The 19,993-nt window shown below is 61.7% G+C and carries 10 protein-coding genes; 3 read left to right on the top strand and 7 right to left on the bottom strand.

All coding sequences use genetic code 11. The annotated features are described in order from the left end of the window. Positions 1-150: 150 nt before the first annotated feature. From BXA01_RS23250 to speB, 4 genes are all read right to left on the bottom strand, one after another. Entirely contained in the window at positions 151-1,530 is a 1,380-nt protein-coding gene (locus BXA01_RS23250) for a sodium:solute symporter (RefSeq protein WP_076566503.1), read from the bottom strand. A 159-nt stretch (positions 1,531-1,689) separates the two neighbouring features. Continuing rightward, positions 1,690-3,192 carry a purine-cytosine permease family protein gene (locus BXA01_RS23255; protein WP_076566505.1) on the bottom strand — a complete coding sequence of 501 codons (1,503 nt, stop codon included), beginning with the start codon at positions 3,190-3,192 and terminating at the stop codon, positions 1,690-1,692. 51 nt (positions 3,193-3,243) lie between these two features. After that, the gene (locus BXA01_RS23260) at positions 3,244-3,666 is read right to left on the bottom strand and encodes a YybH family protein (RefSeq protein WP_076566508.1); all 423 of its coding nucleotides are present in this window, start codon (positions 3,664-3,666) and stop codon (positions 3,244-3,246) included. A 10-nt stretch (positions 3,667-3,676) separates the two neighbouring features. Further along, positions 3,677-4,627 (bottom strand): agmatinase, encoded by a 951-nt coding sequence (gene speB / locus BXA01_RS23265; RefSeq protein WP_003222717.1) that lies wholly within the window; start codon positions 4,625-4,627, stop codon positions 3,677-3,679. 293 nt (positions 4,628-4,920) lie between these two features. Between speB and BXA01_RS23270 the strand changes: the two genes are divergently transcribed. Together BXA01_RS23270 and BXA01_RS23275 are read left to right on the top strand one after the other, a co-directional pair. Then, on the top strand, positions 4,921-5,814 hold the full coding sequence (locus tag BXA01_RS23270) for a LysR family transcriptional regulator (RefSeq protein ID WP_076566510.1): 894 nt from the start codon (positions 4,921-4,923) through the stop codon (positions 5,812-5,814). A 6-nt stretch (positions 5,815-5,820) separates the two neighbouring features. After that, positions 5,821-6,417 (top strand): tRNA-uridine aminocarboxypropyltransferase, encoded by a 597-nt coding sequence (locus BXA01_RS23275; protein WP_076566512.1) that lies wholly within the window; start codon positions 5,821-5,823, stop codon positions 6,415-6,417. Positions 6,418-6,531: 114 nt separating this feature from the next. Here the strand turns inward: BXA01_RS23275 and BXA01_RS23280 are convergent, their stop codons facing one another. The 3 genes from BXA01_RS23280 to BXA01_RS23290 form a co-directional block, all read right to left on the bottom strand. Further along, positions 6,532-7,893, bottom strand: coding sequence for an HlyD family type I secretion periplasmic adaptor subunit (locus tag BXA01_RS23280; protein WP_076566514.1), 1,362 nt, complete (start codon positions 7,891-7,893; stop codon positions 6,532-6,534). Between the two features lie 10 nt (positions 7,894-7,903). After that, positions 7,904-10,063 (bottom strand): type I secretion system permease/ATPase, encoded by a 2,160-nt coding sequence (locus tag BXA01_RS23285; protein WP_076566516.1) that lies wholly within the window; start codon positions 10,061-10,063, stop codon positions 7,904-7,906. A gap of 90 nt (positions 10,064-10,153) precedes the next feature. Further along, on the bottom strand, positions 10,154-11,512 hold the full coding sequence (locus tag BXA01_RS23290; RefSeq protein WP_016771146.1) for a TolC family outer membrane protein: 1,359 nt from the start codon (positions 11,510-11,512) through the stop codon (positions 10,154-10,156). Between the two features lie 532 nt (positions 11,513-12,044). Here BXA01_RS23290 and BXA01_RS23295 point away from each other — a divergent pair. Beyond that, the gene (locus tag BXA01_RS23295; protein ID WP_076566518.1) at positions 12,045-19,892 is read left to right on the top strand and encodes a retention module-containing protein; all 7,848 of its coding nucleotides are present in this window, start codon (positions 12,045-12,047) and stop codon (positions 19,890-19,892) included. The last annotated feature ends 101 nt before the right edge of the window (positions 19,893-19,993 follow it).

Below are 19,993 nucleotides of genomic sequence, written 5' to 3' on the forward strand. Positions count from 1 at the left end.
AGAGATTTCAGGATCGCAGCCGTCGGCAGTTTCTACAAATGGTAGGAGCTGCCGAAGGCTGCGATCTTTTGCTTTTCGCCAAGCGAAAAAAACGGGTGTGGCCACCGACGCCACACCCGCTGAAGAAAACATCACCTCGTTACTGTCGATTCACACCGCAGTGGCCACGGTTGCCGGGCGCGGCGAGAACAGGCTGACCAGTACGAAGCTCACCAGGCTGACACCCAGGCTGTAATAGATTGGCGTGTTCGCGTCCATGCCATCCTTGACCATGAACACCAGCGCAGTGACAAAGCCCAGCGTCATGGCGCTGATCGCCCCGGCAGTAGTCGCACGCTTCCAGAAAATCGCCCCCATCAGCGGAATCAGCATGCCACCGACCAAGAGGTTGTAAGCCAGGGTCAGCGCGCTGATCACGTCATTGACGACCAGAGCAATGCCCAACACCGCGATCCCCGTCAGCAGCGTAAACAGACGGCTGACCGCGACGTTGGACTGTTTGCCGCCGCGCAGTTTCGGCAGCAGGTCTTCGGTCAGGGTGGTGGACGCGGCGAGCAGGCCGGCGCTGGCGGTGGACATCATCGCCGCCAGTGCGGCAGCGATCACCAGGCCACGGATGCCGTCAGGCAGCGAGACTTTGACGATGGCGGCAAAGGCGTTGTTGACGTTGTCCAGATCCGGAATCAGCACATGCGCAGCCATGCCGATCAAGGCGCAGACCAGGCCGTAAATGATGCAGTAGATCCCGGCCGAGGTGCCGGCGTACTTGGCGACTTTTTCGCTTTTTGCCGTGAACACCCGCTGCCAGATGTCCTGGCCGATCAGGATGCCGAAAAAGTAGATCATGAAGTAGGTGATGATCGTGTCCCAGCCGATGCTGGTGAAGTTGAAGCTGGCCGCCGGCAGTTGCGCGACCAGTTGGTCCCAGCCGCCTACGCGGTACAGGCAGATCGGCAACAACACGAACATCAGGCCCACCGTCTGGATGCCGAACTGGACGATGTCCGTCAGGGTCAGCGACCACATGCCGCCGATCGTTGAATAAGTCACCACGATACCGCCGCCCAGCAGTACGGAAATCCAGAAGGGCAGACCGAACAACACTTGCAGCACGGTGCCGATCGCCAGAATCGAGGTCACGCCGATCATCAGCGCGTAAGCGAGCATGATCGTCGCACTGGCGGTACGCGCCATCGGGTTGTAGCGCTTCTCCAGGACCTGGGTAACGGTGAATACCTTGAGTTTCAGCAAGGGCTTGGCGAGGAACAGGTTCAGCGCGACGATGCCGCAGCCCAGTGCCGCGCACAGCCAGAAACCGGAAATGCCATGCACGTAGCCCAGACGGACCGTGCCGACGGTGGACGCGCCGCCGAGTACGGTTGCTGCCATGGTGCCCATGTACAGCGATGGTCCAAGATTACGCCCGGCAACCAGATAGTCTTCGTGGGTCTTGGCCTTGCGCATGCCGTAGTAGCCGAGAATCAGCATCGCAGCGGCATAAATGAGTACGACGAATAAATCCAAAGCCATGATGGCGTGTCTCCGATTGTCTTTTTTATGGTCAAGCAAATGGGGTCTGCAAGGCTTCCTGTGGGAGCGAGCCTGCTCGCGAAGGCGGTCTGTCAGTCACACCAATGTTGGATGTGCTGAAGTCTTCGCGAGCAGGCTCGCTCCCACAGGGGATTCGTGTCAGGCGGCCTGACGTAGTTCGGGTTTTATGGCGGCTTCACTGCGCACATCCGTTGGCCCAAACACTTCCCGAGGTTCGGGGAACAGGCGCAGCAGCGTCAGATACACCACCGACGCCAGGCCCAATGTCACCGGCAGGCTGATGTCGATGCCACCGGCCAGTTCGCCCAGCGGGCCGACGAACTGCCCCGGCAGGTTGACGAAGCACAGGCCGACCAGCGCACTCGGAATCCACGCCCCCAGACCGCGCCAGTTCCATCCGTGGTTGAACCAGTAGCGTCCGCCCTGTTCGCCGCGAGTGAACACTTGCAGGTCATCCGGGCAGTAGAAGCCGCGCCGCACCAGCAGGCCGATGATCATGATCACCATCCATGGGGTGGTGCAGGTGATGATCAGCACGGCGAAGGTCGACACGCTCTGCACCAGGTTCGCCGCGAAACGGCCGATGAAGATGAAGGCGATCGACAGCACGCCGATCAGCAAGGTCGCCTTGACCCGGGACAGCACGCGCGGGAACACGCTGGACATGTCCAGCCCGGTGCCATACAGCGACGTGGTGCCGGTGGACATGCCGCCGATCACCGCAATCAGGCACACCGGCAGGAAGAACCAGCTCGGCGAGACGGCCAGCAAGCCGCCGACATAGTTGTTCGCGGCGATGTAGTCCGGCGCCTTGATCGCGACGATAGTGGCGGTGGCGAGGCCGAACAGGAATGGGATCAACGTTGCCAGTTGCGCGGCGATCACCGCCAGCATGATCCGGCCCTTCGGCGTCTCACGCGGGATGTAGCGCGACCAGTCGCCGAGGAACGCACCGAAGGAAATCGGGTTGCTCATCGCCACCAGTGCAGCGCCGATGAATGCCGCCCAGAACCCGGCCTGACCCAGCGCCACGCTGCCGGCGTACTGGCTGTCGAAAGCGGGGGCGAAGGCGAAGATGCCGAGCAGGAACAACAGGCTCGCGGCCCACACCGCGATGCGGTTGACCCACAGCATGATGCGGAAACCGTAGATGCACACGGTCAGCACCAGCAGTGCGAACAGACCGTAGGCCAGGCCCAGGGTCAGGTCGGTTTCCGGCAGATCGACGAGGCGTTTGGCGCCGCCGACCAGCGCATCACCCGAGCTCCACACTGACAGCGAGAAGAACGCGATCGCCGTCAGCAACGACAGGAACGAACCGACAATCCGCCCGTGCACGCCGAAGTGCGCACCGGAAGACACGGCGTTGTTAGTGCCGTTGAGCGGGCCGAACAGGCCCATCGGCGCGAGGATCAGCGCACCGACCACCACACCCAGCACAATCGCCCAGACACCCGCCTGAAACGACAGGCCGAACAGCACCGGGAAACTGCCGAGCACAGCGGTGGCAAACGTATTGGCGCCGCCGAAGATCAAGCGAAACAAGTCGCTGGGTCGGGCGTCGCGCTCATGATCCGGGATCTGTTCGACCCCGTTTGTTTCGATGCTGCTAAGGCTTTTTTCGTTGTTGTTGTTATTCATGATCTGCTCCGATCATCAGGCGCGCTCATCGTGCGTGAGCGTCACCATTGGCTAAGGGGGTGGCAGCCCTTCCGGCATTGCGGACAAATGTTCGTGACAGGCCAGCCATAGGCCTTGTTGTTCTAGGCTCGACGCTTGTCTTCTGAAAACAATCGTCTCGCGCTCCTGGCTGAAATGTTGCTCCCCTTGCATGCGCAGCTCGGTGGCCACGTCATGGATGAAAATCGCCACGTCACCCTGCAGGCTGACAAAGGCGTTGCTCGAGGTGCACGACAGCACCTCGAATCCATCCTCGGCACGCCAGCGGTCCCACAACGCCTGATAGGCATCGCGCGACAGCAATGGCTGGTCGAGGGTGTAGAAAACGAAACTGGCATCGGTGCTGAATGCGCCGAAGTAAGCTTCGCGATCGTTACGGGCAAACGCGGCGACCAACTCGGCGGCCGCATGCAGAACCTGATCACGTGCGTGCATGACCCGACCCTCAGCGATGAACCACGCCAGGCAGTACGCAGAGCATTTCGTACAGCAGGTTGGCGGCCAGCAGCGAGGTGTTGCCGGTGGTGTCGTAAGCGGGCGAGACTTCTACCAGATCGCAACCGATCAGGTCGAGGCCCTGGCAGCCACGGACGATTTCAATCGCCTGAATGGTGGTCAGGCCGCCGATTTCCGGGGTGCCGGTGCCGGGCGCCCAGGCCGGGTCGATGCCGTCGATGTCGAAACTCAGGTACACCGGACCGCCACCGACTTTCTCGCGCACTTCGGCCATCAGCGGCGCCAGCGACTTGTGCCAGCACTCTTCGGCCTGCACCACGCGGAAACCCTGATCGCGGCTCCAGTTGAAGTCGTCGGCGGTGTAGCCCTGGGCACGCAAACCGATCTGCACCACGCGATCGCAATCGAGCAGACCTTCTTCGACGGCACGACGGAACGTGGTGCCATGGGCGATCTTTTCGCCGAACATGTGATCGTTGACGTCAGCGTGGGCATCGATGTGCACCAGGCCTACCTTGCCGTGCTTCTTATGAATCGCACGCAGGATCGGCAGGGTGATGGTGTGGTCGCCACCCAGCGTCATCGGGATAACGTTGTGCTCGAGGATGTTGTCGTAGGCTTCTTCGATGATGCGCACGGCGTCGAGCAGGTTGAAGGTGTTGATCGCCACGTCACCGATGTCGGCAACCGACAGCGAGTCGAACGGCGCGGCGCCGGTGGCCATGTTGTACGGGCGGATCATCACCGATTCGGTGCGGATATCGCGCGGCCCGAAGCGGGTGCCGGGGCGCAGCGAAGTGCCGATGTCCAGCGGCACGCCAACGAAGGCAGCGTCGAGGCCGGCAGCGGTCGGTACATGGGGAAGTCGGAGCATGGTGGCGATGCCGCCGAAGCGCGGCATTTCATTGCCGCCCAGTGGTTGGTGAAGAATCTTGTCCACGGGTAGGGCCTCATCGTCTTTGTTTTATTTATGCCGGCGCGCCGTGGAGCACAGGTTCGGACGCCGCTGTGGGGCCGATGATGCGAAATGTAGTGATGGGGAAGAATCGCTACGGGCAAAAACTTAGTTCAGATTTTTCTAAACTAATGCCAGACTTCCACACCTGATCGTTCCCATGCTCTGCGTGGGAATGCATCCACGGACGCTCCGCGTCCAGTCGTACTCGCAAGTGACGCAGAGCGTCACGGGCTGCATTCCCACGCAGAGCGTGGGAACGATCCTTGGGAGCCGAAATGGCCAACGCTTTACCCGACCTGAAACTCCTGCGCATCTTCGTCAGCGTCGTGCGTCATCAGGGTTTTGCCAATGCGCAGCAGGAGCTCAACCTGTCGACCTCGGCGATCAGCACCTACATGAGCCAGCTCGAAGCCGCGCTCGGTCTGGTGCTGTGCCATCGTGGGCGCGGTGGCTTCAGCCTGACCAGCAAGGGCGAGCTGTTCCATCAGGAAACCCTGCGCCTGCTCGCCGAGCTTGAAGGCTTCGAGCAGTACGCTGCCGCGCTCAAAGGCGAACTGCGCGGCACGCTCAACCTTGGCGTGATCGATTCCACGGTCAGCGACAAGGCCCTGCCGTTTGCCGAAGCCATCGGCGCCTACAGCCAGGAACACCCGGCGGTGCATCTGCACCTGTCGGTGATGAGCCCTTATGAATTGCAACTCGGCGTGCAGGACAATCGCCTCGATCTGGCCATCGGTGCGTTTTCCACGCGCATGAGCGGTCTGGTCTACATGCCGCTGTACCGCGAGCAGCACTGGCTGTATTGCAGCAGTCGCCATCCACTGTTCAACGAGCGGCGCATTCCCGAGCAGGTCATCACTCAGCAACGGATGGTCGGGCGCGGTTACTGGAGTCAGGCGGAACTGGCCCGGCACGGTTTCAAACACAGTGCCGCGACCGTGGAAAATATGGAAGCGCAGCTGATTCTGGTGCTCTCCGGCGCCTACATCGGTTACCTGCCGGAGCACTACGCGCAGGCCTGGGCCGACAAGGGTGATCTGCGTGTTCTGCTGCCGGCGACCTTCGGTTATCAGGCGCCGTTTTCGATGATCATGCGCAGGGGCCGCAGCCGCGAGCCGCTGATCCAGACCTTCCGCGATTTGCTCAAAGCGCAATTGAATCAGGCGTAACCCATCATGTCCCGACCCCAATGCCCACGCTGCCTGCGCCCCCAGACCCATTGTCTATGTCCATTGATTCCACACATCGATAGCCGCACCCGAGTCTTGCTGCTGCAGCATCCGAGCGAGGTCAGTCACGCGCTGAATACCGCGCGGCTGGCGGCGCTGGGGCTGAGCAATGCCGAGCTGATTGTCGGCGAGGTATTCGAGGATTTGCCGAAACTGTTGAACCGGCCGGGTTATCAGGCGCGCTTGTTGTTCCCGGCTGAGGATGCGCAGTCGTTGCAGGTTTACGCGCCAAATGATCAGCCAATGTTGCTGGTCGTCCCGGACGGCACCTGGCGCAAAGCGCGCAAGATGTTGCACCTCAATCCGCTGCTGGCAGCACTGCCACGGGTGACGCTGGCCGAGGGCGGCGTGTCGCGCTATCGCTTGCGCAAGGCACCGGGGCCGGGGGCGCTATCGACGATCGAGGCGATCGTGCAGGCGCTGGAAACCCTCGAAGCGCCGACGACGTTTGCGCCGTTACTGAAACCGTTTGAAGCGCTGATCGAAGGGCAGATTGCGGCGATGGGGGAGGAGGTCTTCCAGCGTAACCATGGCGACAGATGATCGTTCCCACGCTCTGCGTGGGAATGCATCCATTGACGCTCTGCGTCACCGTCGTGAAGGGACGCGGAGCGTCCCGGGCGGCATTCCCACGCGGAGCGTGGGAACGATCATTGGCTAACGTTCGCGCATCGCCTCGGTCCGCGCTTTCAGCACCGGTTTGAGCAGGTAATCCAAAACGCTTTTCTCGCCGGTAATGATGTCCACCGTCGCCACCATCCCCGGGATGATCAGCAGCGGTTTCACGTCGCCGCCCAGGTGATTCTTGTCGGTGCGCACCTGAATCAGATAGAAGCTGTTGCCCTTGTCATCGGTGATCGTATCGGCGCCGATCAGCTCGAGTTTGGCGCTCAGCCCGCCGTAAATCGTGTAATCGTAGGCACTGAACTTGACCATGGCTTTCTGGCCCGGATGCAGGAACGCGACGTCTTGCGGGCGGACCTTGGCTTCGATCAGCAGGTTGTCTTCCAGCGGCACGATTTCGACCATGTCGCTGCCCGGCTGGACCACGCCGCCGATGGTGTTGACCTTCATCTGCTTGATCACGCCACGCACCGGCGACGTCACCGTAGTGCGGCTGACGCGATCGTCGATGGCGATGCTCGACGCGGTGATTTTCGACAGGTCGGTGCGTTTCTCATTCAGCTCTTTGGCGGCCTCGGAACGGAAGGTCTGCTCGGATTCGTCGATCTTGCTGCGGATCTCGGCGATCGCCGATTCGGCGCGGGGAATCGCCAGCGTGGTGGCGTTCAGCGAACCACGGATCTCCACCGCGCTGCGCCTGAGCCTGAGGATTTCCACTGGTGACACGGCGCCGGTTTTCACCAGCGGTTCGGACATGTTCATCTCTTGCTGCAACAACGCCAGGCTCGAGCTGAACTGGCCTTGCTTGGAGCGAAACTCCGCCAGTTCCTGGGTCTTCTGCCGCAGCTGTTCGCTGAGGGTGCGCTGTTCGCTGGCCAAGCGGCGTTGGCGTTGCTCGTACAGCGAGCGCTCGTCCTCGGCGACTTGCGGCGCTTTGGCGATGACTTCAGCGGAGAGTTTGAAGGGGAGTCCCTCGGCCTCCGCTGACAAGCGTTCAACCTGCGCGGTCAGCGCGTAGCGGTCGGCCTCGCTCTCGCCCTTGTTCGAGCGAAAGCGCGTGTCATCCAGACGCAGCAGGGTGTCGCCCTTGCCGACCATCTGGCCTTCGCGAACGAATATCTCGGTGACAATGCCGCCCTCAAGGTTCTGGATCACCTGGACTTTGCTCGACGGAATCGCCTTGCCTTCGCCCATGGTCACTTCTTCGAGCACGGCGAATTTGGCCCAGACCAGCGCGGCGATCAGCAGCGCTGCCGCCAGCCACACGGTGATCCGCGATTTGCGCGGAGAATCCTGCAACGCCGCGCCGGCGGTTTCCGGCATGAACTCGGCTTCGGCACTTTTGCCGAAGCTGTCGAAGTAGCCGCGCTTGTTGCTATCGGAAGAAGCAGGCATGGCGTAACTCCTAGACCGCCGCCGAGCCGACACGGCCCTTGCGCAGCGCTTCGATGACTGCTTCTTTCGGGCCGTCAGCGACGACCCGGCCGTTATCCAGCACCAGCAACCGGTCCACCAGGCTCAACATCGAGGTGCGGTGGGTGACCAGCAGCAGGGTTTTGCCTTGCACCCAGCCATGCAGTTTCTGCCGCAGTGCATCTTCGCTGCTGTTGTCCATGGCGCTGGTGGGTTCGTCGAGCAGCATGATCGGCGGATCGAGTAGTAATGCCCGCGCCAGCAACACCGCTTGGCGTTGGCCGCCGGAAAGCAGCTGTCCGCGTTCGCCCACCGGTCGGTCGAAGCCTTGCGGGTGTTGTCGGGCCAGTTCGGTGACGCCAGTCAGTTCGGCGACTTCGAGCATGCGTGAATCGCTGATGTAGCGCGCGCCCAGGGTCAGGTTGTCGCGCAGGCTGCCGGCCAGCAGCGGCAAGTCGTGGGCGACATAACCGATCTGCTGGCGCAGGTCAGCCACGTCCAGTTGGCGCAAGTCGAGGCCGTCGAGCAGCAACTGGCCTTCCTCCGCCTCGTAGAAGCCCATCACCAGCCGTGCCAACGTGCTTTTGCCCGAGCCGCTGCGGCCGATGATGCCGACCCGCTCGCCGGGTTTCAGGCTGAAGCTGACCTCGCTCAGCGCCGGTGCATTCTGGCCGTTGTAGTGGAACGTCACGCCGCTGACGTCGAGGGCACCTTGCAGCTGCGTACGTTCCAGTGGCCGTTGTTTGCCGTCGCGTTCCTGCGGCAGCGCCATCAGTGCGTCGGTGCTTTTCATGGTCAGTTGCGCTTGCTGGTAACGGGTGATCAGCCCGGCGATCTGGCCGAGCGGGGCGAGCACGCGGCTGCCGAGCATGTAAGTGGCGACCAGCGCGCCGACACTGAGATTGCCGGCGATGATGCTGTAAACCCCGGCAACAATCGTCGCCATCCCGGAAAACTGCTGGATGAACAGGGTGCCGTTGGTGGCCAGCGCCGACAGGTTGCGCGCGTGGCTGTCGAGGCGGGTGAGGGCGCCGTGGGTGCTTTCCCATTTGTGCTGGCGCTCGCTTTCGGCGCCGCAGGCCTTGAGGGTTTCCAGGCCGCCGAGGGTTTCGATCAGCACCGCCTGACGCTCGGCGCCGAGGCTCAGGCTTTTCTGCACTGTGTCACGCAGGCGCACCTGAATCGCCATGGCGAAAATGATGGTGATCGGAAACGCCAGCAGCGGAATCACCACCAGCCAGCCACCGAGCAGGCCGATCACTACCAGCATCAACACCACGAAGGGCAAGTCGATCAGACTCGTCAGGGTCACGGCAGTGAGAAATTCACGCAGGCCCTGGAAGTCGTGAATGCTCTGGGCAAAGCCGCCAATGGTTGCTGGCCGCGCCTTCATCGACATGCCGGTGATGCGCTCGAACAACGTTGCCGAGAGGATCACATCGGTTTTCTTGCCGGCGGTGTCGAGCAGATGCGCACGCACCACGCGCAGCACCAGTTCAAAACCGGTGCCGATCAACAGGCCGACCGACAGCACCCACAAAGTCGAGGTCGCCTGATTGGGCACCACGCGATCGTAGGTCTGCATGACAAACAGCGGCACCATCAGGCCCAGCAGGTTGATCAGAAAACTGGCGAGAATCGCATCGCTGTACAGCCATTTCGACAGTTTGAGAGTGTCGCGAAACCACGCATTTACCCGTGGCACCAGCGGCGCGCGCAGGTCTTCGAGTTCATGGCGCGGGCGGGCGAACAAGGCCTGGCCGCTGTAGTGCTCGTTGAGTTCTTCGCGGCTGACCCATTGCTCGCCGCCGTCGGCTTCACTGGGCAGCAGCAGGGCTTTGCCGTCCTCGCCAAAGCGCCGCAGCACGGCAGTACGGCCGTCGTTGAGCAGCAGCAGGATCGGCAGGTTCAGCGGCGAAATGTCTTTCAGGTCACGGCGCAACAGCCGCGCCTGCAATCCGGCCCGCGCGGCTGCACGGGGCAGCAGATCGAGGCTCAGGCGTTGTTTGTTCAGAGGCAGCCCGGCACTCAGGCTGGCACGACTGACCGTGGAGCCGTGCAGTTTGCAGAGGATCAGCAGACCGTCGAGTAACGGATCGTCGAAGCTCAGGCGCGGATCGACCCCGGTGGCGCCGGGTTCCATGCTGGTCATAGTGATTGCCTCTGTTGAACGGGCTCGGTTATCGGATCGTTCCCACGCAGAGCGTGGGAACGATCAGGGCAAAGTCAGTTCCTGCACCGTTTATTTCAGTTCCGGTAGGCGCGCCTGGTTTTTCACTTCGGTCGTGGCAATCGCATCAGCCGGCAGCACCACGCGTTGCTTGCTCAGCAACTGGCCCATGTTCGCCAGCACGCGGTACATCGAGTATTCCTCGGTGTAGCGGATTTCGGTGTAGCGACGGTTGGCGTTGTACAGCTCGTTTTCGCTGTCGAGCAGGTCGAGCAGGGTGCGTTGGCCGAGGCCGAACTGGTCCTGATAAGCGGCGCGCACGCGTTTGGTGGTTTCTGCGTATTCGCGAGCGGTCGGCGTCTGCTTCTTGGCATTTTCCATGGCGTTCCAGGCCAAGCGAATGTTCTCGTTGAGCTGACGCAAAGCATTGTTGCGGATGTCCATGGCCTGATTGATGTCGTGGGCATTCGCGGCCAGACGTGCCTTGTCGCTGCCGCCACGGAACAGGTTGTAGTTCATCACCACACCGACACGCCATTCGTTGTCGTGGCCTTCGTCGCCCTGCACGTTGTTGTTCGCGCCCACTGCCGCTTCCGCGTCGAAGCGCGGGTAGAACGGCGACTTGGCCACTTCGTACTGGCTCTCGGCGGACTGCACGTCAGCCTGGGCGGATTTCAAGTACGGGTTGTTGTCGACCATGCTCTGCTGCGCTTCACGCAGGTCCGGCGGCATCTCACCGCGAGTCGAGGCCGGGGTTTCCAGCTCATCGGGCATGCGTCCGACCACACTGTAGAAATTCGATTCGGCGTCGGCCAGATCGACTTCGGCGGTGTCGAGGTTGTTCTGCGCCAGTGCACGACGGGCAACCGATTGATCGGAGTCTGCAGTGCTGCCGATGCCGCGCTCGGTGCGCAGGCCGATCTGATCGTTGACGCGCAAGTGCGCCTGCAAATTGTTCTTGGCCAGCGTCACCAGTTCCCGACGCTTGAGCACTTCGAGGTAGACCTCGATGGTGCGCAGGGCCAGATCCTGCGCGGTGCCTTGCGCGTAGTAGGCGCGCGAGTTGGACACGCCCTTGGTGCGCTCGACCTCGTTGGCGGTGTTGAAGCCGTCGAAGATCATCTGCCGCAAGCGCAGCTCCGACTGGGTGTAATTGAGGATTTCGGTGTTGTGGTTACCGAAGGCGCGGGTGTTGGTGTTGTCGCTGTAGCCACGCCCGTAGGCAGCGTTCAGATCGACCGACGGATAAAACCCGCCCTTGGCCACTTTGACCTGCTCATCCGCAGACAGGCGGGCGTCCACGCGCGAAGCCAGTTCCGGGTGAGTGGCGATGGTGCTTTGAATCGCCTCGGTGAGGTTCATCGCCTGGGCTTGGGAAGTGCAAGCCATGGCCAGCAAAACCGCGCTGCAGAGGGGGGTTAAAACGCGCATGGGTGCATCTCCCTGGATCTCAATGTTGTGTTACCGTCGCCAAATATTTGACGTAAATTTAGGGTGTAAGCGTTTCACTCTTGTAACAACAGAGCTAAGAACATCCTAGAGCGTAGCTAAGAAAAAATTTTCATAAGGTTTATTCCAAAAAAAACTTATGCGGTTTTTCAAAAGCAGCACATTGTTCAGCTCGAAAGCCTTTGTTTTATGCGCTTTAGGGAGCTCGAAAAGGCTTGAGGAAAGTTCCATTCACTTTGCGAGACACTGCGAAGTTCTGCTGAAGGGGAGGGACGCGTAACGGTGAATGAGCGACAGTTTTTTGTCACTCGGGTGATTCACCACCGTTACGTAGCGCTAGTGGGTCGGCGGATTGAACAGGGTTGGCAAGTGCTTGATAGCGCTGACAATTCACCTCAAACCGGGCCTGCGAAACGAACTGTCGAGGGTGCGAGCGTCGCCCCCGGCAACCCGATTGAGCCATGGGCTGCTTCGCGAACCTGTGCCGACGGTGGTCGGCAGCGGAGGATTTCACATGGCAACGCTCATCGGTACGGTCACAAAAGTCATTGGTCAGGTGTTCGCCCAGGCGAGCGACGGCATCAAGCGTCCGCTGTTCGAAGGCGATCGTTTGTACGCCGGCGATCAACTGATCACCGGCGCGGAAGGCGCGGTGGCAGTGAAACTGCAAAACGGCGAGCAATTGACCCTCGGCCGCGGCAGCAGCATCACCATGACCGGGCAATTGCTGGCCGAACAGGCTGTGCCGGTGAACGTCGACGAAGCGCAGACCCCGAGCCAGGCGCAACTGACCGATGTCGAGCAGATCCAGCAAGCCATCGCCGCCGGTGAAGACCCGAGTAAAACCGCCGAAGCCACCGCTGCCGGCCCCAACGCGCCCACCGGCAACACCGGTGAACTGGGCGGCGGGCACAGTTTTGTTCTGCTCACCGAAGTCGGCGGCCGAGTCGATCCGATCATTGGTTTCCCCACCGCCGGCTTCAACGGCATTCCCGAATTTCCCGAGTATCGTCGCGACGCGGACATCGACAATGGCGACGACACGCCAGCACCGGTCGTGGTGCCACCGCCACCGGTGAACAATCCGGTCATCCTCAACGGCCTCAATGGGGCGGATGGCGAGCTGAACCTCAATGAAGCCAATCTGCCTGACGGTACAGCGGCCAATCCAGGCGCGCTGACGCAAAGTGGCAGCTTCACGGTCTCGGCAGCGGATGGTTTGAACAGCCTGAGCATCGGCGGCATCAACGTGATTGTTGGCGGCGTGCCGATCGGCTTTCCCCAGTCGATCACCACGCAACTGGGCAACACCCTGACCATCACCGGTTATAACGCGGCCACTGGCACGGTCAGCTACAGCTACACCCTCAACGGCAACGAAACCCACGCGGCCGGCGACGGCGTGAACAACCTCAGCGAACAGTTCACCGTGATCGCCACCGACAGTAATGGCGACAGCGCCACTGGCACGCTGGACGTGAACATCACCGACGACGTGCCAAAAGCGTTTGACGACGCCAACGGCATTGCCTCGGAAACCTTGCTGACCCTGACTGGCAACGTCCTCAACAATGACATCCAAGGCGCCGACCGCGTACCCACCGGTCCAGTTACGCCTGGCACATTCACCGGTACTTACGGCACCTTGGTTCTGAACGCCGACGGCACCTACACCTACACGCTCAATACCAGCGATGCCGATTTCAAAGCCTTGACCGGCGGCGGCAACGGCACGGAAACCTTTGCCTATACCATTACCGATGCCGACGGCGATTCCAGCACTGCCAACCTGGTTCTGCAGATCCACAACAACGACGATCCGGTAATCATCGACGGCCTGAACGTCGCCGGTGGCGAGCTGACGATCTACGAAAAAAACCTCAGCGACGGCAGCGCTCCGGACACTGGCGCGCTGACGCAAAACGGCACGTTCACCATCACCGCACTGGACGGCGTCACCACGCTGACCGTCGGCGGCATCGCCGTGGTGACCAACGGCGTCGCCGCAGGCTTCCCGCAATCGATCACCACACCACTGGGCAGCACGCTGACCATCACCGGTTTCAACGCTGCAACCGGCGTGGTCAGTTACAGCTACACCCTGGCCGACAACGAAGCGCATCCGAACGCCAACGGCGCGAATAATCTGCCTGAGCAGTTCGCAGTCACGGTGGTCGATGACAACGGCACCACCGCCACCGGTACCCTCGACGTCAACATCGTCGACGACCTGCCGAAAGCCAACGACGACAGCAACGGTACCGCCTCGGAAAGCCAACTGACCCTGACCGGCAACGTCCTTACCAACGACGTGCAAGGTGCCGACCGCGTACCTACCGGCCCGGTTACGCCGGGCACTTTCACTGGTACTTTCGGTACATTGGTTCTGAACGCCGACGGCACTTACACCTACACCCTGAATACCAGCGATGCCGACTTCAAAGCCTTGACCGGCGGCGGCAACGGCACGGAAACCTTTGCCTATACCATTACCGATGCCGACGGCGATTCCAGCACTGCCAATCTGGTTCTGCAGATCCACAACAACGACGATCCGGTAATCATCGACGGCCTGAACGTCGCTGGTGGCGAGCTGACGATCTACGAAAAAAACCTCAGCGACGGCAGCGCCCCGGACACTGGCGCACTGACGCAAAACGGCACGTTCACCATCACCGCACTGGACGGCGTCACCACGCTGACTGTTGGTGGAATTGCCGTGGTGACCAATGGCGTTGCCGCAGGCTTCCCGCAATCGATCACCACGCCACTGGGCAGCACGCTGACCATTACCGGGTTCAACGCTGCAACCGGCGTGGTCAGTTACAGCTACACCCTGGCCGACAACGAAGCGCATCCGAACGCCAACGGCGCGAATAATCTGCCTGAGCAGTTCGCAGTCACGGTAGTCGATGACAACGGCACCACCGCCACCGGCACGCTGGACGTGAACATCGTCGACGACCTGCCGAAAGCCAACGATGACAGCAACGGCACCGCCTCGGAAAGCCAACTGACCCTGACCGGCAACGTCCTGACCAACGACATCCAAGGCGCTGACCGCGTACCCACCGGTCCAGTCACGCCGGGCACTTTCACTGGTACTTACGGCACCTTGGTTCTGAACGCCGACGGCACTTACACCTATACGCTCAATACCAGTGACGCCGATTTCAAAGCCTTGACCGGCGGCGGTAACGGCACCGAAACGTTCGCCTACACGATCACCGATGCCGACGGCGATACCAGCACTGCCAATCTCGTACTGAATATCCACAACAATGACGATCCGGTGCTGCTCAACGGCCTCGACGTCAACGGTGGCGAACTCACCGTCTACGAAAAAAATCTCAGCGACGGCACCAGCCCCAATACGCCAGCCCTGACCCAGAACGGCACTTTCACCGTCAGCGCTCTCGATGGTCTGCAGACCCTCACAGTCGGCGGCATCGCCGTGATCACCAACGGCGTGGCCGCAGGTTTCCCGCAATCGGTGATCACACCCCTGGGCAGCACCTTGACCATCAGCGGTTATGACCCGGCGACCGGCGTAGTCAGTTACAGCTACACCTTGGCCGACAACGAAGCCCATCCAACCGCCAACGGCGCCAACAGCCTCACCGAGAACTTCGACGTGGTGGCGACTGACACCGATGGCAGCACCGCCAGCGGCCAGATCAACGTCAATATCGTCGATGATTTACCGACCGCGCATGCGGACGCGGCTTCGGTGGCGGAGGGCGGTACCGTCAGCGGTAACGTACTCAACAACGATATCGGCGGCGCTGACGGCCCGGCGGTCACGGGTGCAGTGGTTGGCGTGCGCGCCGGTGCCGACACCTCGACTTCGGCCATCGGCGGACTCAATTCGCAGATCAACGGCACCTACGGCTACCTCACCCTGGATGCCAACGGCAACGCCGTTTATCACAGCAATCCCAACGCGGTGAACGGCCCGGGCGCGGTGGATGTGTTCACCTACACCGTGCGCGATGCCGACGGTGACGAAAGCACCACGACCATCACCATCGACGTCTACAACAGCTGCCTGAAAGCGGTCAGCGACACCGACGTCACCGTCTACGAAAAAGCCCTCGACCTGACCAGGGACGGCCAGGATCTGGCAGCGGGCAGTGTGGTCGGCAGCGATCCGAACAGCACTGGCGAAACCGCTTCCGGCACCCTGGTCGGCTCGGTCACCGGTGCAGTCGGTGCGATCAGCTATGCACTGGTCGGCAGCGCCACCGGTAATTACGGGCAGATCGTCCTCAATGCCAATGGCACTTATACCTACACCCTGACTTCGCCAGCGACCACCACGCCGCATGCTGACGACGGCGCCAACAGCCTGAGCGAAACCTTCACCTATCAGGCCACCGATTCGCTGGGCAATGTCGTCACCAGCACGATCGTTGTGAGCATCGTCGATGACGTGCCGAAGGCGCTGAATGACAGCAATGCCGACAGCGCAACAGAAGCCCAGGTGACCCTGACCGGCAACGTCCTCGACAACGACGTGCAGGGCGCCGACCGCGTCGCCAGCGGCCCGGTAACCGCCGGTACTTTCACCGGCACTTACGGCACGCTGGTGCTCAACGCCAACGGCACTTACACCTACACGCTGGACGCCAACGACGCCGACTTCAAAAACCTCCATGGCGGCGGCAACGGCACGGAAACCTTCGCCTACACCATCACCGACGCGGACGGCGACACCAGCACCGCCAACCTGGTGCTGAACATTCATAACAACGACGATCCGGTGTGCCTCGACGGCCTCGATGTGAAGGGCGGCGAAATCACCGTCTACGAGAAAAACCTCAGCGACGGCAGCAGCCCCAACACCTCGGCGCTGACCCAAAGCGGCAGCTTCACCGTCACTGCGCTTGATGGCCTGCAAACCCTCACGGTCGGCGGCATTGCGGTGATCAGCAATGGCGTCGCCGCCGGTTTGCCGCAATCGGTGGTCTCGCCGCTGGGCAGCACCTTCACCATCACCGGTTACGATCCGGCCACCGGCGTGGTCAGTTACAGCTACACCCTGGTCGACAACGAAGCTCATCCGAACGCCAACGGCGCCAACAGCCTCAGCGAGAGCTTTGACGTGGTCGCCACTGATACCGATGGCAGTACCGCCAGCGGTCAGATCAACGTCAACATCGTCGACGATCTGCCGACTGCCAACGCCGATACCGGCTCGGTGGCGGAGGGCGGCACGGTCAATGTCAGTGTGCTCGGCAATGACCTCAGCGGCGCCGATGGTGCCGCAACGGTGGTCGGCGTGCGCGCCGGCAGCAACACCGCGACGTCGGCCAGCGGCGGGCTCAACAGCAACATCAACGGCAACTACGGCTACCTGACCCTCGACGCGGCGGGCAATGCGGTTTACCACAGCAACCCGAACTCGGTGAGCCCGCCGGGCGCGACCGACACGTTCACCTACACCATCCGTGACAGCGATGGCGACGAAAGCACCACGACGCTAACCATCAACGTCGCCGACAGCAAACTGGTCGCCTCGGTGGATCAGGATGTGACGGTCTACGAAAAAGCCCTCGACCTGAACAAGGATGGCCAGGATCTCGCCCCCGGCACAGTCACCGGCAGCGAACCGGGCAATACCGGTGAAACCGCCAGCGGCACGCTGGTCGGTTCGGTCAGTGGCGGCAGCGGCGCGATCACTTACACCTTGGTCGGCAACGCCACCGGTAGCTACGGGCAACTGCTGCTCAACGCTGACGGCACCTACACCTACACGCTGACCTCGGCGCCGAAAACCGCGCCGAACGCCAACGACGGGCCGAACACCCTCAGCGAAACGTTCACCTACAAAGCCACCGATGCACTGGGCAACAGCACCACCAGCACCCTGGTGGTGAACATCGTCGACGATGTGCCGAAAGCCGTTGCCTCGGATCGCTCGGTTACCGCAGTGGAGATCGATTCCAACATTCTCATCGTCCTCGACATCTCCGGCAGCATGGCCGATCCCTCTGGCGTGCCGGGCCTGTCGCGGCTGGCGCTGGCCAAGCAGGCCATTGGCGCCTTGCTCGACAAGTACGATGATCTGGGCGATGTGAAAGTGCAGTTGGTGACGTTCAGCAGCAATGCCGCCGACCGCACCACGGTGTGGGTCGATGTCGCTACTGCCAAGACATTGCTCGCCGGCCTCAACGCCGGCGGCGGCACCAACTACGATGCCGCCGTGGCGGTGATGCAGACCGCGTTCAACACCTCCGGCAAACTCACCGGGGCACAGAACGTCGGCTACTTCTTCTCCGACGGCAAGCCCAACGAGGGCGACATCGGCACGGCTGACGAGGCCGCGTTGAAAAACTTCCTCGACGCCAACAACATCAAGAACTATGCAATCGGTCTGGGCAGTGGCGTGAGCAACGCCAACCTCGATCCGCTGGCCTACGACGGCATCAACCACACCAATACCAATGCGGTGGTGGTCACCGATCTCAACCAGCTCAACTCGGTGCTCTCCGGCACCGTGCAGGGCGCGCCGGTCACCGGTTCGCTGCTGGGCGACGGTGGTTCGTTCGGCGCCGATGGCGGTTTCATCAAGTCGATCGTGGTCGACGGCACCACCTACACCTACGATCCGAAAGCCCTCAGTGGCCAGGGTTCGTTGACCGCGAGCGGCGGCGCCAATCACGGCACTTTCAATACCGCCAACAACACCGTCAGTATCGCCACCAACAACAGCGGCACGCTGGTGGTCAACCTCGACACCGGCGAATACAGCTACACCTCGCAGAAAACCACCGCCGTGGTGATCACCGAAAACATCGGCTTCACCGTCAGTGACAACGACGGCGATCTGGCCAGCTCCTCCCTGACGGTAAAAGTGATTCCCAACGCGCCACCGGTAGCGATGGACGATCACGTCATCACCAACGTGCTGTCAGGCAACATCGTTGTGCCGGGCGAGCTGTTGCTGGCCAACGACACCGATCCGAACGGCGACACCCTCAACGCCACGCCAACCAGCTTCAACACCGGTTGGGTTTCCAAAGCGGCAGACTTCACCGGTACCGGCCTGATCGGTTTCACTGGGCAGAACAATAATGCGGCCAACCAGAACCTGGCCAACGTGCGCAGCGCCTTCAGCGCCAATGCCGCGACCATGACCGCCGTGCTGGTGGTCAGCGGTTATCTGGGCATGGTGAGCAACAGCAATGCCAACGATGAAGACCGCATTACCGTGAACCTGCGCCAGGGCGAAACCCTCAATCTGGATCACAATCTGGGTGCCGGTAAGATCAGCATGGAGTATTCGCTCAACGGCGGTGCCTGGATGGCGCTGGCGGACGGCCAGACCCTCAGCGCCTCGGCGGACGGCGTCTACCAGATTCACATCACCAACATTGGTAATGGTGGCGGCAACCCGAATGCGGCGGAGAACTACCAGCTGACCATGACCCTCAACTACGCCGCGGCCCACGACATCACGCCGGACTACCACGGCACTTACGCCGCCAACGACAACCACGGCGGCAGCGACACGGCCAACGTCAGCATCAGCTATCAGGACGGCCACACCCTGACCGGCACTGCTGGCGACGATGTGTTGGTGGCGGGCAGCGGCAACAACGTGATCAATGCCGGCGACGGCAACGACGTACTCACGGCAGGCTCCGGCAATAACGAAATGCACGGCGACGCTGGCAACGACTTGCTCTACAGCGGCGCGGGCAACGATCTGCTCGACGGCGGCACTGGCAGCGACACCGCCAGCTACGCCCACGCCACAGCCGCCGTCACCGTCAATCTCGGCCTGCTCGGTGCGCAGAACACCCTCGGCGCCGGTACTGACACGTTGACCGGTATCGAAAACCTGATCGGCTCGAACTTCAACGACAGCCTCACCGGCGACGGCAACAACAACGTGATCAACGGCGGCCTCGGCAACGACTTCCTCAATGGCGGCGCTGGCGATGACTTGCTGATCGGTGGCATGGGCAACAATACGCTGACGGGCGGGGCAGGGGCCGACACCTTCCAGTGGCTCAAGGGCAACAGCGGCCATGACCTGATTACCGATTTCACCCCCGGTACCGACAGGCTCGATCTGTCGCAACTGCTGCAAGGCGAAAACGCCAGTACCGCGTCGCTGGACGACTATCTGCACTTCACCGTCAGCGGCAGCGGCGCCTCGGTGATGACCAGCATCGACGTCAGCGCCATGGCCGGCGCCGCGCCGAGCCAGACCATCGACCTGGCCGGCGTCAACCTCGCCAGCCACTACGGCGTGACACCGGGCGCAGGCGGCATGATTGCCAGCGGCCACGACACGGCGACGATCATCAGCGGCATGCTCAATGATCATTCGTTGAAGGTGGATACGGTCTGAGCTGAGGTCTGAAACAACAAAACCCGCCGCCCCGGTTGATTCGGGACGGTGGGTTTTGTCTGTCTGTACAGATGTGTTGGCTATGAGTCGGCCTTCGCGGG

Source organism: Pseudomonas sp. B10, from assembly GCF_900156235.1.
In the GTDB taxonomy this organism is placed as follows: Bacteria; Pseudomonadota; Gammaproteobacteria; order Pseudomonadales; family Pseudomonadaceae; genus Aquipseudomonas; species Aquipseudomonas siliginis.

Excerpts from the sequence above, each read along its gene's own strand:
- BXA01_RS23250 (WP_076566503.1), bottom strand. The coding sequence starts at position 1,530 with ATGGCTTTGGATTTATTCGTCGTACTCATTTATGCCGCTGCGATGCTG.
- BXA01_RS23255 (WP_076566505.1), bottom strand. The coding sequence starts at position 3,192 with ATGAATAACAACAACAACGAAAAAAGCCTTAGCAGCATCGAAACAAAC.
- BXA01_RS23260 (WP_076566508.1), bottom strand. The coding sequence starts at position 3,666 with ATGCACGCACGTGATCAGGTTCTGCATGCGGCCGCCGAGTTGGTCGCC.
- BXA01_RS23270 (WP_076566510.1), top strand. The coding sequence starts at position 4,921 with ATGGCCAACGCTTTACCCGACCTGAAACTCCTGCGCATCTTCGTCAGC.
- BXA01_RS23275 (WP_076566512.1), top strand. The coding sequence starts at position 5,821 with ATGTCCCGACCCCAATGCCCACGCTGCCTGCGCCCCCAGACCCATTGT.
- BXA01_RS23280 (WP_076566514.1), bottom strand. The coding sequence starts at position 7,893 with ATGCCTGCTTCTTCCGATAGCAACAAGCGCGGCTACTTCGACAGCTTC.
- BXA01_RS23285 (WP_076566516.1), bottom strand. The coding sequence starts at position 10,063 with ATGACCAGCATGGAACCCGGCGCCACCGGGGTCGATCCGCGCCTGAGC.
- BXA01_RS23290 (WP_016771146.1), bottom strand. The coding sequence starts at position 11,512 with ATGCGCGTTTTAACCCCCCTCTGCAGCGCGGTTTTGCTGGCCATGGCT.
- BXA01_RS23295 (WP_076566518.1), top strand. The coding sequence starts at position 12,045 with ATGGCAACGCTCATCGGTACGGTCACAAAAGTCATTGGTCAGGTGTTC.